Annotated in this window: 14 protein-coding genes; 6 read left to right on the top strand and 8 right to left on the bottom strand. The window is 70.1% G+C overall.

The genetic code is table 11. The features are described 5' to 3' along the window. Window positions 1-10 precede the first annotated feature (10 nt). The 6 genes from B378_RS0103185 to B378_RS0103160 form a co-directional block, all read right to left on the bottom strand. Window positions 11-2197 carry a (Fe-S)-binding protein gene (locus B378_RS0103185; protein WP_017342378.1) on the bottom strand — a complete coding sequence of 729 codons (2187 nt, stop codon included), beginning with the start codon at window positions 2195-2197 and terminating at the stop codon, window positions 11-13. A 180-nt stretch (window positions 2198-2377) separates the two neighbouring features. Next, the gene (locus tag B378_RS0103180; RefSeq protein ID WP_017342377.1) at window positions 2378-3601 is read right to left on the bottom strand and encodes a Tm-1-like ATP-binding domain-containing protein; all 1224 of its coding nucleotides are present in this window, start codon (window positions 3599-3601) and stop codon (window positions 2378-2380) included. Beyond that, entirely contained in the window at window positions 3598-4434 is an 837-nt protein-coding gene (locus B378_RS0103175) for a phosphoenolpyruvate hydrolase family protein (RefSeq protein ID WP_017342376.1), read from the bottom strand. Before B378_RS0103175 ends, B378_RS0103180 begins: the two co-directional genes overlap by 4 nt. A gap of 78 nt (window positions 4435-4512) precedes the next feature. Continuing rightward, a complete protein-coding gene (locus B378_RS0103170; RefSeq protein ID WP_017342375.1) occupies window positions 4513-5226 on the bottom strand; it encodes an energy-coupling factor transporter transmembrane protein EcfT in 714 nt (237 codons plus the stop codon). Continuing rightward, window positions 5223-6014: an energy-coupling factor ABC transporter ATP-binding protein gene (locus B378_RS0103165; protein WP_017342374.1), complete on the bottom strand. Its 792-nt coding sequence runs from the start codon at window positions 6012-6014 to the stop codon at window positions 5223-5225. The genes B378_RS0103170 and B378_RS0103165 overlap by 4 nt, the downstream gene beginning before the upstream one ends. Beyond that, the gene (locus tag B378_RS0103160; RefSeq protein WP_017342373.1) at window positions 6011-6592 is read right to left on the bottom strand and encodes a biotin transporter BioY; all 582 of its coding nucleotides are present in this window, start codon (window positions 6590-6592) and stop codon (window positions 6011-6013) included. Before B378_RS0103160 ends, B378_RS0103165 begins: the two co-directional genes overlap by 4 nt. 156 nt (window positions 6593-6748) lie before the next feature. On the opposite strand from B378_RS0103160, the gene B378_RS0103155 reads away from it, so the two are divergent. Both B378_RS0103155 and B378_RS0103150 read left to right on the top strand, forming a co-directional pair. After that, a complete protein-coding gene (locus tag B378_RS0103155; RefSeq protein ID WP_017342372.1) occupies window positions 6749-6964 on the top strand; it encodes a ribbon-helix-helix domain-containing protein in 216 nt (71 codons plus the stop codon). Then, window positions 6957-7676 (top strand): queuosine precursor transporter, encoded by a 720-nt coding sequence (locus B378_RS0103150; protein WP_017342371.1) that lies wholly within the window; start codon window positions 6957-6959, stop codon window positions 7674-7676. The genes B378_RS0103155 and B378_RS0103150 overlap by 8 nt, the downstream gene beginning before the upstream one ends. Before the next feature lie 46 nt (window positions 7677-7722). On the opposite strand, the gene B378_RS0103145 is transcribed toward B378_RS0103150, so the two are convergent. Beyond that, window positions 7723-8751, bottom strand: a complete 1029-nt coding sequence (locus B378_RS0103145) for a hypothetical protein (protein ID WP_017342370.1) — start codon at window positions 8749-8751, stop codon at window positions 7723-7725. 155 nt (window positions 8752-8906) lie between these two features. Here B378_RS0103145 and B378_RS0103140 point away from each other — a divergent pair, with 155 nt between their 5' ends. Then, complete coding sequence (locus B378_RS0103140; protein WP_017342369.1) at window positions 8907-9638, top strand: DUF5781 family protein; 732 nt, start codon at window positions 8907-8909, stop codon at window positions 9636-9638. A gap of 634 nt (window positions 9639-10272) precedes the next feature. Here the strand turns inward: B378_RS0103140 and B378_RS0103135 are convergent. Further along, window positions 10273-11697, bottom strand: a complete 1425-nt coding sequence (locus B378_RS0103135; RefSeq protein WP_017342368.1) for a hemolysin family protein — start codon at window positions 11695-11697, stop codon at window positions 10273-10275. A 224-nt stretch (window positions 11698-11921) separates the two neighbouring features. Between B378_RS0103135 and B378_RS0103130 the strand changes: the two genes are divergently transcribed. The 3 genes from B378_RS0103130 (at window position 11922) to B378_RS0103120 (ending at window position 13412) form a co-directional block, all read left to right on the top strand. After that, window positions 11922-12182, top strand: coding sequence for a glutathione S-transferase N-terminal domain-containing protein (locus B378_RS0103130; protein WP_017342367.1), 261 nt, complete (start codon window positions 11922-11924; stop codon window positions 12180-12182). A gap of 1 nt (window position 12183) precedes the next feature. After that, window positions 12184-12693, top strand: a complete 510-nt coding sequence (locus B378_RS0103125; RefSeq protein ID WP_017342366.1) for a redoxin domain-containing protein — start codon at window positions 12184-12186, stop codon at window positions 12691-12693. 89 nt (window positions 12694-12782) lie between these two features. Next, window positions 12783-13412, top strand: a complete 630-nt coding sequence (locus tag B378_RS0103120; protein WP_017342365.1) for an L-threonylcarbamoyladenylate synthase — start codon at window positions 12783-12785, stop codon at window positions 13410-13412.

The following is a 13412-nucleotide window of genomic DNA, read 5'->3' as shown; positions in this document are numbered from 1 at the left end:
CTCCCGACCGCTACGATCCGGCCTCCACCGCCTCGATCAGCAGCTCCGCGACGTCGACGATCTCGACATCGTCCTCGAAGTTCCCCGTCTTCCGGCCGTCCTCGAACATCGTCGTACACATCGGGCAGGCGACGACGAACTTCTCGATCGCGGCGCCCGCGTCGGTGTCCTCGACCGCCTCGCGGAGGCGCTCTTCGCTCGGCTTCACCTCCTCCTCGTGTTCGGTCCAGAGGCCGCCGCCGCCACCGCCACAGCAGAAGGAGTCGTCGCGCGAGCGCGGCATCTCGTGGAGGTCGGCGCCGGTCGCGCGGATCAGCTCGCGGGGCGCCTCGTACTCGTCGTTGTACCGCCCGAGGTGACACGGGTCGTGGTAGGTGACGGTGTAGTCGAGCTCGTCGCCCGACAGGTCGAGCCGGCCCGCTTCGACGAGCTCCTCGACCACCTGCGTCCAGTGGAACACGTCGACCGCGCCGTCCGGGTTCCACGGCTCCTCGCGGTCGAACGGCATCATCGGGTCGTCCGCGAACTCGGCGAAGTCGACCTCGGGGTACTCGTTTTTGATGGTGTTGTACGAGTGCGGGTCGGTACAGACGATGTTCTCGAACTCGCAGTCCGCGAACGTCTCGACGTGGTGGCCCGCCAGTTCGAGGTAGAGGAACTCCTCGCCGATCCGGCGGATGTCGTTGCCGTCGGTCTTCTCGTCGTCGAATAAGATTCCGAACGACACGTCCGCCTCGTCGAAGAGGCGGGCGAGGGCGCGGGCGACCTTCTTGTTCCGATCGTCGAAGCTCGGGTAGTCGCCGACGTACCAGAGGTACTCCACCTCCGTCTCGCGGGCGTCCGGGACGTCGACCTCCTCCTCGAGGTCGTCGGCCCAGTCGCCCCGCGTCGACTGCGACTCGCCGAAGCTGTTCCCCTTCTGCATGACATCTTGGAACACATCTTGGAGGTTCGAGTCGACCGCTCCCTCGTCGACGAGCTGGCGGTTCATCTTCGTGAAGGAGGTGAGGTGTTCGATGTCGACCGGGCAGGCGTCCATACACGCCATACAGGACATACACGACTCCATCGACTCGGCATCGATGACGCCGCCCTCATCGGCGACAATGGGGACCGTGCCCCCGTCTGCGCTCGCGACGCCGCCGTCGGTTGCCATCGGCCCGTCCCCGCGCCCGCTCCCCGCCACCGGATCGTCGCTCACCGACTCGCGGTACGCCTTCAAATCGAGAATAACGTTCCGCGGGTCGAGGTTGCGACCGACCGTGTCGGCGGGACAGGCGTCGGTACACCGGCCGCACTTCGTGCAGGCGTCGCCGTCCAGCAGCTCCTTCCACGTGAAGTCGTCGAGCGACTCCGCGTTGGTGTGATCGAGGTCGGCGGGGACGTTCGGGAGCCGCGCGCCCGCCTTCTCGTCGCGGGCGACGACGTTCGCGAACGAGGAGATCATGTGGAACGGCTTCGCGTACGGGATCCACGCGACGAACGCGAACGCGAGCAGCGAGTGGCTCCACCAGAGGACGCCGTAGATCGCCTCGGCGCCCGCGGCCGTGAGCCCGGCGGTCTCCAGCCCGGTCGCGAGCGCCATCCCGACGAAGCTCACCGTCTCGGTCGCGCGCTGCGGTTGCCCGACCATGCTCACGCCCTCGACGAGGAAGCCGCCGACGCCGAGCAAGAAGAGTGTCCAGACGAACGCGTCGTCTTCGAAGGAGGTGTGTTTCCCCCACAGCCGCCCCTCGCGGGTCTTGTAGCGGCGGTAGCCCGCCATACCGACGCCGACGACGAACAGCAGGCCGAACGCGTCGACGGCGAACTGGTAGGCCAAATAGAAGTCGCCGACCCAGAACGACTCGCCCGTGAGCGGGCGGTAGAGGTCGATGTCGATCCCGAGGATCGTCGTCGCGACGAGGAGGACGAGGAACCCCCACAGCACGAACGTGTGCATCACGCCGGTGTACAGGTCCCCGTCGAACTGGTTCTCGTTCGCGAGGACGGTCTTCGTCGCCGCGACGGTCCGTCCGGGGAGGTTCGACAGTCTGTCTTGCGGGTCCGCGCTCCCGCGCGCGTACGCCGCGAACCGGGCGTAGACGCCGTAGCAGAAGACGAGGACCGCGACGGCGGCGAGCCAGTAGAACGCCGCCTTCCCCACCGGACCGATCGTCCAGAAGGTCTCTCGGGTGGCCGCCTGCAGGGGAGTCATGATCGATCAGCCGGATACGGTCCGGTTAAAACTTGCCACAACGCGGACCTCGTCGCTCGGCGTTCACGCGGCGTCGGGGGACTCGCGAGACGGCGCCTCTCCACGCCTGCGCGCCGGCTGTGCCGCGCCGCGCGTGCCGTCCCCCCATCTTCGAAGCGGCGGGCTTCCGCTCGCCGCGTGTCACTCCGGCGCCAGCCCCGCCTCGCGCATGTACTCGTCGAGCTTCGCGGCGATCGTCCGGGCGAACTCGTCGTCGTTGACGGCGGCGTCCACCTCGATCACCTCGACGTCGTCGGAGACGCCGCGCCGTAACGCGTCGAACAGCGCCGCGTCGGCCTCCGGGTCGTGGAACCGCTCGCCCGCGACGTCGAGCATCGAGACGCCGTCGAGCGGGAGCGCGAGCGCGGTGGGGCCGGTCGCGGCGTTCAGCTTCTCGGCGACGATCTCCCCGAGCTCGGCGCACTCCGCGGAGGTGGTCCGCATCAGCGTCACCTGCGGGTTGTGAACGTGGAACAGCCGCTCGTCGAACCGCTCGGGAACGGAGTCCCGCGGGCCGAAGTTCACCATGTCGAGCGCTCCGGTCGAGACGACCTGCGGGATCCCCGCCTTCCCGGCCGCGTCGAGGCGGTCCGGTCCGGCCGAGAGCACGCCTCCGACGAGCTCGTCGGCCCACTCCGTCGTGGTGACATCGAGCACGCCATCGATGACGCCCTCCTCGACGAGGTTCTCCATGGCCCGACCGCCGGTCCCGGTCGCGTGAAAGACGATCGTCTCGTACCCTCGCGATTCGAGGTACTCGCGTGCCGTCTGGACGCATGGGGTGGTCACGCCGAACATCGTGATCCCGATCGTGGGTCGCTCCTCGACCTCGACGGCGGGATCGTTGGTGACCATCCCGACCATCGCGAGCGCCGCGTTGGCGATGACCTGTCGGGAGAGCTGATTGAGCCCCTCGATGTCGGCGACTGAGTACAGCATCGCGATGTCCGTCGCGCCGACGTACGGCTCGGTGTCACCGGAGGCCATCGTCGAGACCATCAGCTTCGGAACGCCCACCGGAAGCGCGCGCATCGCCGCCGTCGCGATCGAGGTGTTGCCCGACCCCCCGAGCCCCAACGCGCCGTCGAGTTCGCCGGCCTCGTACATGCGCGAGACCACGGCGGCGGCGCCCTCGCCCATGACCTCGACGGCCTCGCCGCGGTCGGCCGCGTCGCGCAGGCCGTCGAGGGACGCGTCGGCCGCCGCCGCGACCGCGTCGGCTCCCGTGTCCGGCTCGAACTCCGGCTCGCCCATCACTCCCACGTCGACCACGTGGACGTCGACGCCCTGGGCGCGGAGGACGTCGCGAGCGAATCCGATCTCCTCGCCTTTCGTGTCGAGGGTGCCGACGACGACGACGCTCATCGGAGGTCGATCTCCTTGAACTCGCGGGCCTGCTCCTCGATGGCCGTCTCGGTGGGGAGCCGCTCGATGCTGGAGGCGCCGAAGAAGCCGACGACGTCCTCGGTGTGTTCGAGCACGTATCGGGCGTCGTCGGGCCAGGCGATCGGCCCGCCGTGACAGATCACCAGCACGTCCTCGTCGACCGACTTCGCGGCGTCACAGTGGGCCTGAACCCGATCGACGGCTGCCTCCAGGTCGAGCGCCGTCTCGGCGCCGATGTCGCCGGAGGTGGTCAGTCCCATGTGCGAGACGACGACGTCCGCGCCGGCGCGAGTCATCGCGCGGGCCTGCTCCTCGGTGAAGACGTACGGGCACGTCAGCATCCCGCGCTCGCTGGCCTCGCGGATCATCTCGACCTCGCGGTCGTACCCCATCCCGGTCTCCTCCAGATTCCGTCGGAAGTCGCTTTCCTCGTCGATGAGCCCCACGGTCGGGAAGTTCTGGACGCCCGAGAACCCCCGCCGCTTGAGGTCCTCGATGAACACGCCCATGTCCCGGAACGGATCGGTCCCGTTGACTCCCGCGAGCACCGGCGTGTCCTCCACGACCGGGATCACCTCGTGGCCCATCTCGACGACGATCTCGTTGGCGTCGCCGTACGGGAGCAGCCCGGCCAGCGACCCCCGCCCGTTCATCCGGTAACGGCCGGAGTTGTAGATGATGAGCAGGTCGACGCCGCCCCGCTCGGCGAACTTCGCCGAGAGCCCCGTCCCCGCGCCGGCACCGATCACGGGGTCGCCGTCCGCGACGACTGATTCGAGTCGGTCGAGCGTCTCCGATCGGTCAAATTTCATGTGACGCGTCCGTCATCTCCCAGAACCATAATGAACGTTCGGGATGTTCTCGGCGAGGGGGGGGCGTCGCCGGGGCGGTCAGAGAACGGCCGCGAGAGCGGCCGCGAACAGGCCGAATCCGACTCCCAGCGCGACCGCGTCCGCGCGCCCGAACGCCAGCCGCGGGAGCGTCGGGTTCCACGCGAAACACCGGGCGTTCAGGGCGGTTCCGAGCCGGTCCGCGCGTCCGAACGCCCGGTCGATCCCGGCGACGGTGACGAGCCGTATCCGCTCGCTGACCGGCAGCGCGCCGCCGCCGCGGGCGCGGACCGCCTCCCGCGCCGTCAGCAGGTCTCGCTTCAGCAGGGGGAGAAACCGGAAGACAAGCGCGACGCCGACCCCGAAGAACACGCCCGGCCGCCCGGGAATCGTCCGCTGGAGCGCCGCGCGCGACTCGCGGACCGGGGTCGACCGCACGTACGCGGCCGCGACGACGAGCAGCAGGAGGACGCGGTAGCTCGCGAGTCCCGTCGTCGCGGCGCGCTCGACCCGAAACCACGGTGCGCCGAGCGTCGCGCCCGCGACGAGGGGGGCGAAGAGCAGGACGGGAAACGCGACACGGTAGCTCCACAGGTCACGCGGCCCCCCGTCGGCGGCGACGAGGCAGCCGACCGCGACGAGCGTGAGGAGGGCGAGCCCCTGCGGGGTGGTGTACGCGTACGCGACCGCGGCGAACGCGACCTGAACGAGCAGCTTCGACCGCGGGTCGAGCCGGTGGGCGAGCGAGTCGCCGGGGACGAAGGATAGCGTCATCCGTCGGTCGCGGCGGACGGTTCGGTGAGGGCGCCGTCGGGTACGCGCACGTCCAGCCCGGGCAGCGCCGAAACCGCCTCGTCGGGTGGCGCGTCGACCGCGACCCGCCCGTCCGCGAGCCCGACGATCCGGTCGGCGAGCGCGGCGACGTCGCGGAGGTCGTGGGTGACGACGACGACGCTCGTCCCCTCGCGGTGAAGCGCCCGGAGCCGCTCCACGACTGACCGCCGGGCGGGCTCGTCGAGGCCGGTGAACGGCTCGTCCAACACGAGGTGGTCCGGTTCCATCGCGAGCGCGCCCGCGATCGCGACGCGCTCGCGCTCGCCTCCGGAGAGGGAGTCGACGCGCTCGCGCTCCCGGCCCGCCATGTTCACGGCCGCGAGCGCCTCGTCGACCCGTCGGTCGATCTCGTCGTGCGCGAGTCCGAGGTTCTCCGGCCCGAACGCGACGTCGGCGCCGACGGTGGCGGCGACCAACTGGTCACGAGGGTCCTGGAACACCATGCCGACCGCCGAGCGCGCGGCGACGAGGTCCTCGTCGACCGGGGTCCCGTTCACGGCCACGGTCCCGGCGTCCGGCTCGACGAGGCCGTTGAACGTCCGGACGAGCGTGGTCTTGCCCGACCCGTTCGCGCCCGCGACGACGAGGAACTCGCCGTCGGGGACCGTGAGGGAGACGTCGTCGACGGCGACGGTGGCGTCGTCTACTCCCTCGTCGCCGTCCTCGTCGTCTACCTCCCCCTCGCCGCCACGGCCGTATCGGCACGTGACGCCGTCGAGTTCGATCACGTCGCGGCGATCGCGTCGGACCTCACGACGCCGACGGCGGCGGCGATCTTCAGGGCCTCGGCCGGGAGGAACGCGGCGGCGCCGGCAGCGATCGCCTCGACCGGTCCGAGCGACAGCACCAGCATGAGACCGGCCACGCCGAACCCGTAGATGACGATGGTGCCGAGGACCATCGCGCCGACGAGCGTCGAGAGACCGACGGAATCGAGGTCGCGGAGCGTCGCGCCGCGGTGGACGACCGCGCCGACGACCGCCGCGGCGACCGGGTACGACCAGAGGTAGCCGGCCGAGTCACCGACGAGCTGGCCGAACCCGGCCGACCCGCCCCCGAAGACGGGCGCGCCGAGCGCCCCCGCGGCGAGGTAGAGGACGAGCGACGCGCCGCCCCACACCGGACCGAGGAATATCCCCGCGAGGAAGACGCCCAACACTTGAAGGGTCACGTCCACGGGCGAGACCGGGTTCGGGAACGTGACGTACGCGAACGCCCCGACGAGCGCCGCGAACAGCGCGGCGCGCGCGAGGTTCGTCGCCGCCTCGTCGCCGACGAGGTCGACGGACTCCGTGTTCGTTGCCATACCCGAACGGACTCGTAAACTCACTTCAACGTAGCGGTTTACGAGTTCGGAGCAGCCGGGACCGAGCCGACACGCGGCCGCCCCGAGCATCCGTGGACTCTCTAGATAATCCTCGGATAATAACGTTCATGCCCGGCCGGCGTCCACGACGCGAGTATGCCCAAGATAAGCGTCGAGATCCCGGCGGAGCTGCTCGCCGACCTCGACGAGCACGTCGGCGACGACGGGAAGTTCGTGAACCGCAGCGACGCGGTGCGCGCGTCGATCCGGAAGAACCTCGACCTGCTCGACGAGATCGACGCCCGCCACGACCGACTCGACGGCGATTCCGCGTCGGCCGCGGCCGGAGCGGCGGAGGAGACCGATGAGTAGCCGGACGGCAGCCGGCGAGGACGGTCCCTTCCGGACCGACCCGCTGGACCGGTCGGCGGTCGCGGCGGTCGCGCTTGTCACGCTGTTCACGGTCGCGCTCGCGACCGCGCAGCTCACCGCCGCGAAGGTGCTCGCGCTGCCGCTCCCGTTCGCGCTGCCGGTGGTCGGGGCGGAGATACTGCTGCCCGGCGCCGCGCTCGCGTACGCGCTCACGTTCCTCGCGTCGGACTGCTACGCCGAGCTGTACGGCCGGCGGGCGACGCAGGTGGTCGTCAACGTCGCGTTCCTTGCGAACTTCCTCGTGTTAGCGCTCGTGTGGTCGACGCTCGCGGCGCCCGGGGTCGACCCTGAGGTGTCGAGCGCCTTCCAGACCGCGCTCGGGCCGGCGGCGAACATCGTCGCGGGCAGCCTGCTGGCGTACGTCGTCAGCCAGAACTGGGACGTGTTCGTCTTCCACGCGATCCGCGACCGCACGGGCGAGGGGATGCTGTGGCTCCGCAACATCGGCTCGACCGCCACGAGCCAGGCGATAGACACCGTCATCTTCGTCGGCGTCGCCTTCTACGCCGCGCCGCTCCTGCTGGGCGTCGGCCCGGTGTTCGACCCGCCGGCGCTGCTCGCGCTCGGGCTGGGCCAGTACCTGCTGAAGCTCGCGATCGCCCTCCTCGACACGCCGGTCGTCTACCTGATCGTCGGCGCGGTCCGGAACTGACCGGACCGCCCGGTCCCGGTCCGGCTCGCTCCGTCTCCCGCGGCCCTCACGCGACCGCCAGCGCCCACGCCGCCCGGTCGGGGAGGTCGACCGGGACCTGCTCGAAGGAGTCGCCCGCGTCGCGGGTGACGAAGAGCCCGCGGTTCGAGAGCGCCCAGACCTCCCCGGCGGCGCGGCCGGCGGCCAACACGGCCCGATAGGTGCCCTCCCCGGTCGGGAATCCGCGCTCGTCGAGCCGATCGAATCCTTCGTTGCGGCGGTAGCGGTACAGGTACGCCTCGCCGCGGCGGTGGGCGGCCGTCGCGCTCGCGGCCGCGCTGACCAGGGCGATGTCGGGGTCGCCGGGGTCGACCGCGAGCCCCCAGACGTAGACGTGATCGAGACCGGCGTCGCGGACGCGCCACGAGTCGCCGCGGTCGCCGCTCTCGGCGAAGCCGTCGCCGGCGGCGTAGACGCGGTCGGGCGCGTCGGGGTGAGTCGCCATCGCGTGGGTGTCGCGGCGCGACCCCGGCGGACGGTCGGTCCACGTCTCGCCGCCGTCGGCGGTCACGGCGAGCGCGCCCGCCTCGATGCCGAGGAGCCACCGCTCGGGGTCGGCCGGGCACGGCTCGATCCACCGGACGTGGTGGGTGTCGGGCCGCGGCGGGAACGACCACTCGTCGGCGGAGGGGAGGTCGATCAGCCCGCCGACGCGGTCGACCGTCTCGCCGCCGTCCGCGGAGCGGTACGCCCGCGAGGGCTCCGTGCCGATCCAGACGACGTTGGGGTCGTGCGGGCTCGTCGCGACCGCGGTCACCGCGTCGGGGCCGGACCCCTCGGGGCCGAGCGTCGAGGCCGCCACGCGCGCGAACCGGCTCCCGCCGTCGACGGAGCGGAACAGGCCCGCGTCCGACGTCCCCGCGAGGACGCGCGGAGCGGGGTCTCCGGCTCCGGCCGCGCCGTTCGCGTCTTCGCGGACTTCGCCGCGCGCGACCGAGAGACACTCCACGCGCTGGCCGGAGAGGCGCGTCTCGACCGCACCGGTCGCGGGGTCGACGACCCGGAGCCCGTCGTCGTAGGCCGCGTAGATGCGCATGGGTCGGCGTTCGGTGGGGAGGGCCAAAAGCGTACGCCGGGGCGCCGGAGCGCCGAGCGCTCGGCGGGCCCTCGGCGGGCCGAACCCCCCGTCGCGACGACCCGGGTTCCACGAGCGCAAGAGACTTACCGCCGCCGCCCGTGTGAACTGTACGCATGGATCTTCGCGTTCAGGGGGACGTTCCCCCCGACCCGTTTCTCGGTGCCGCGGACCTCTTCGAGACCGAGCGCTCCGTGGAGGCGCCGGTCCGCGTCGTGGTCCGCGAGGACCCGGACGAGCGGACCTGGGCCGGCCACTACGACGACCACCACGTCCTGAACGTCTCGCGGCGGGCCGCCACGAGCGCGATGGCGCGCGAGCTGGCGATCCACGAGCTGTCGCACATGGCGCGCTACGAGGAGGGCCACCCCTCGCACCTCCAGTCCACGGAGGAGGCGTTGTACCTCGGCCTCTCCGGCGAGAAGGTCGAGCGCCGGAAGCTCGCGCACTGCTACCAGATCGCGAACCACATGAAGGACATCTACGCCGACGACATCACGCTCTCGGTGGCGCCCGCGGACAAGCTCCTCGGCTTCCTCGAGTCGACGCTGGCGGCCGCCGTCGCGGACCGCCCCGACGTGTCGCGCACCGGCTCGCCGCCCGTGACGGCCGGCGCCGATCCCGAGATCACGGCCGTCAACGCCGCGTTCGCGCTCGCTCTCGTCGAGCGGCACGACATCGCCGGCCCCGACCACCGGATCTACGACCTCGCGCGCGCCGCCGGCAGCGACACCGACGCCGTCGACGTCGACGCATTTAAAAATCGATTCCTCGACCTCGGTCACGACCCCTCCGAGAGCGACTACCGGAAGGCGCTCGTTGCGGCCGCTCGCGCCTACGCCGTTTAAAAATGGCACACCGCACATGGCGGTCGAGTTGCGGACGGCGCTTTCTCGAAACGGGACCGACCGCAGCGATCACTTATAAATCAAACAACGATGGCGCGCGCCTCCGAGCGCCCACCGGGCGCGAGGAGCGCCGCGCGAGGGAGTCGGCCGGCCGGAGCGAAGCGAAGGCCGGCCGACGAGGCTGGGGAGGCGTGAGGTGCGGTGCGGTCGCGGTCGGGTGGGACTCAAAGGGGCAGCCGCGGGGCCGCAGTAGGCGACGTAAGCACCGCAGCGAGCGGAGCGAGCGAGGAGCGCAACGAGCGTACTGCGGCCCCGCGGCTGGGGCTTTGGCGGAGTTCACCGTCGATCCGTTATCAGCTATTTATAACCGAGCGGCTGGGGATTTGGCGGTGTTCACCGTCGGTCTGCTATCAGCCATTTATAAGTGAGCGGCTGAAAATTTAGTGGTGTTGTCAGCGGATCCATGTTCAGCCATTTATAAACGAACGACTGGGACTCCAGCGGCGCTCTCCGTCCGCCCGCTGTCGATTATTTATAAGTGATTGTCTGTGACTTCGTCCGCGTTTGCCACTGAAACGCCGGCAGCCGTTTATAAACAACCGCTCCGATCTCCGAGAACGTCGCGTTCCCCGTCCTATTCCGCGTCGTTCTGCGCGGGCTCGCCGTCGCCATCCGCCTCGACCGTCTCGTCCCCGTCTGTCGAGTCGGCCGTCTCCACCGGGGCGGTCGAGTCCGCCGCCGCGGCGCCGCCGTCGAGGACGGTGACGCGCGCGGACATGATTCGGGTGTTGTCGACGCGCTCGATGCGGATCCGGATCTCGTCGAACTCGATCTCCTCGCCCTCCTCGACGAGGCGCCCGGCTCGGTTGAACACGAAGCCGGCGAGCGTCTCGAACTCCTCGCCCTCGGGGAGGTCGATCCCGAGGATCTCGTTGACCTCGTCGATGTTCACCTCGCCTTGGACGACCGCGACGTTGTCCTCTAAGAACTCCACCGGCGCCTCCTCGTCGCCCTCCAAGATCTCGCCGACAATCTCCTCGACCATGTCTTCGAGGGTGATGATCCCCTCCGTGGTCCCGAACTCGTCGATCACCGTCACCATCTGGAGGCGGTTTTCCTGCATCTCCGCGAGCAGCTCGTCGGCGTTCTTCGACTCGGGGACGTGGAGGGTGGGCTTGACGACGCGCTCCAAGGAGGGCGTCCCCTCGGAGTAGCGCAGTTCGCGGACCAAGTCGCGCACGGTGACCACACCGATGATGTTGTCGAGGTTCCCCTCGTAGACGGGGACGCGCTCGTGGTCGGCCTGGATACACGTCTCGATCGCCTCCTCGACGGAGTCCTCCTTCGCGACGGCGGTGACGTCGAGCCGCGGCGTCATCACCTCCTTGGCGATGGTGTTGTTGAACCGGAAGATGCGGTCGAGCATCTCGCGCTCCTCCTCCTCGATGACGCCCTCGCGCTCGCCCGTCTCGATGATGTCCTGGATCTCGTCGCGGGTGACGTACGTCGACTCGATGGCCGCCGAGCCGCCGATGATGCTGTTGACTCCCTTGACGATGTAGTCGAAGAGGACGACGAGCGGGTACAGCGCGTACTCGGAGGCCTTCAGCGGCCGGGCGATCTTGAGCGCCCACGACTCGGTGTTCTCGACGGCGTACGACTTGGGCGCGCTCTCGCCGAAGATCAGCACGAGCGTCGTGATCCCGAACGTCGTCGCCAGCACCGACTGGCCGCGGGAGAGGTAGATACCGAACAGCGCGGTGGCGATGGAGGTCATCGCCACGTTGACGATGTTGTTGCCGACGAGGATCGTCACCAGCAGCCGGTGGGGGTTCTGTTTCATCTCGCGGATCGTCTTCGCGCCCGTCACCCCCTCGTCGACGAGGCTGTCGACGCGGTGTTGCGGGAGCGAGAACATCGCGATCTCGGACGAGGAGAAGAACGCCGAGAGCGCGACTAAAAGGAGGATCGCGACGACGCCGAGCGCGGTGATGACCCCGTCGCCCGGCATCGGTACCTGGAGGACGTCGACCAGCGGCGCAGTAGACGACAAGCCCATGTTCGTTTGTCTTCCGTCGGCCCGCGATTAAAGCGTTCCCTTCGAGTACCCTCGAATCGGCCCGCTTTCACCCCGCCGACCCCGCCGACTCCGCCGACCCCGCCGACTCCGCCGACTCCGCCGACCCCACCGACCCCACCGACCCCACCGACCCCGCCGACCCCGCCGACCCCAAGGGTGCCGCTGCCGACACGATTACCCGTCTCGCGGGCGAATTACGCGATATGAGCGATCCACAGATCACCCTATACCGGCTTCAGGCGTGTCCGTTCTGCGAGCGCGTGGTCCGGACGCTGAACGAGCTCGACGTGGAGTACCGCTCCCGATACGTCGAGCCGATGCACTCCGAGCGCAACGTCGTCAAGCGCGTCTCCGGCGCCCGGAGCGTCCCGGCGATCGTCGACCGCGAGACCGGCGTCACCATGTCGGAGAGCGCGAACATCGTCGAGTACCTCCAAGGTACCTACGGCGAGGGAGGTGCCTGAGATGCCCGACTTCGACGTCGTCTCCCTGCCCGAAACCGACCACGTCGACGAGGGCGACACGGCGCCCGACTTCACCCGCCCGCTCGTGAACGGCGAGTACTGGGAGGACCGCGCGCTCGACGACGTCGTCGACGGCCCGACGCTTCTCCTCTTTCACCCCATGGACGGCACCTTCCAGGGGACGTACCTCTACAACACGGTCGACGACAACGAGTGGAGCGACGACCTCGACGTCCTCGGTCTCTCGATCTCGACGCCGTACGCCCACAAGCGCCTGCTCGCCGAGCGCGGCGACGGCATCCGGATCTTCTCGGACCCGGGCGCGGCCGTGGTCGAGGAGTACGGCCTCGCACACGAGATCGACGGGATGACGGGGATCACGGAGAGCCGCCCCGCCGTCTTCCTCCTCGATTCCGACCGCACCGTGGAGTACGCGTGGGTCGCGAGCGAACACCCCGAGTTCCCCGACGCCGAGGCGATCGGCGACGCGGTCGCCGACCTCGTCGACTGACCGGAGTCTGACCGGGGCCGACCGCGGGCCGTGCGCGCCGGCCGCACCCACACGTCACCCTTTTTCAACTCGCCGCCGAACGGTCGCGCGTGACCGCCGACACGAGCGACGACCGACCGGACCGATCCGAGGAGCTGCGCGCGGCGGCCGCCGCCGTCGACCGCGGCGACCTCGTCGTCTACCCGACCGAGACGGTGTACGGGCTGGGCGCCGACGCGCTCGACCCCGACGCCGTCGAGCGCGTCTTCGAGCTGAAGGGCCGCGACCGGTCGAACCCGCTCTCGCTCGGCGTCGCGAGCGTCGACGACGCGCTCCGCTACACCCGGCCGACGGAGTTAGCCGTCGCCTTCGCGCGGGCGTTCCTCCCGGGGCCGGTGACCGTCGTCGTCGAGCGCGGCGACCGGGTGCCGGACGCGCTCACCGCCGGGCGCGACCGCGTCGGGATCCGCGTGCCGGACCACGACCTCGCGCGGGCGTTGCTGGACGAAACCGGACCGCTCACCGCGACGAGCGCCAACGTCTCGGGGACTGGCAGTGTCACGGACCCTGCCGACCTCGACGACCGGATCCGCGAGGGCGCCGCCGCCGTGATCGACGACGGGGAGGCCCCCGGCACCGAGAGCACGGTCGTCGACCCCGAGGCGGGGACGATCCACCGGCGCGGCGCGATGGCCGGCGCCATCGAGGCGTGGCTGGCGGATCCGCCGGTAGACGAGTGA

This window comes from Halorubrum sp. T3 (assembly GCF_000296615.1).
Classification (GTDB): domain Archaea; phylum Halobacteriota; class Halobacteria; order Halobacteriales; family Haloferacaceae; genus Halorubrum; species Halorubrum ruber.
The sequence above is the reverse complement of the archived record's forward strand: the minus strand, read 5'-3'. Positions and strand labels throughout refer to the sequence as shown.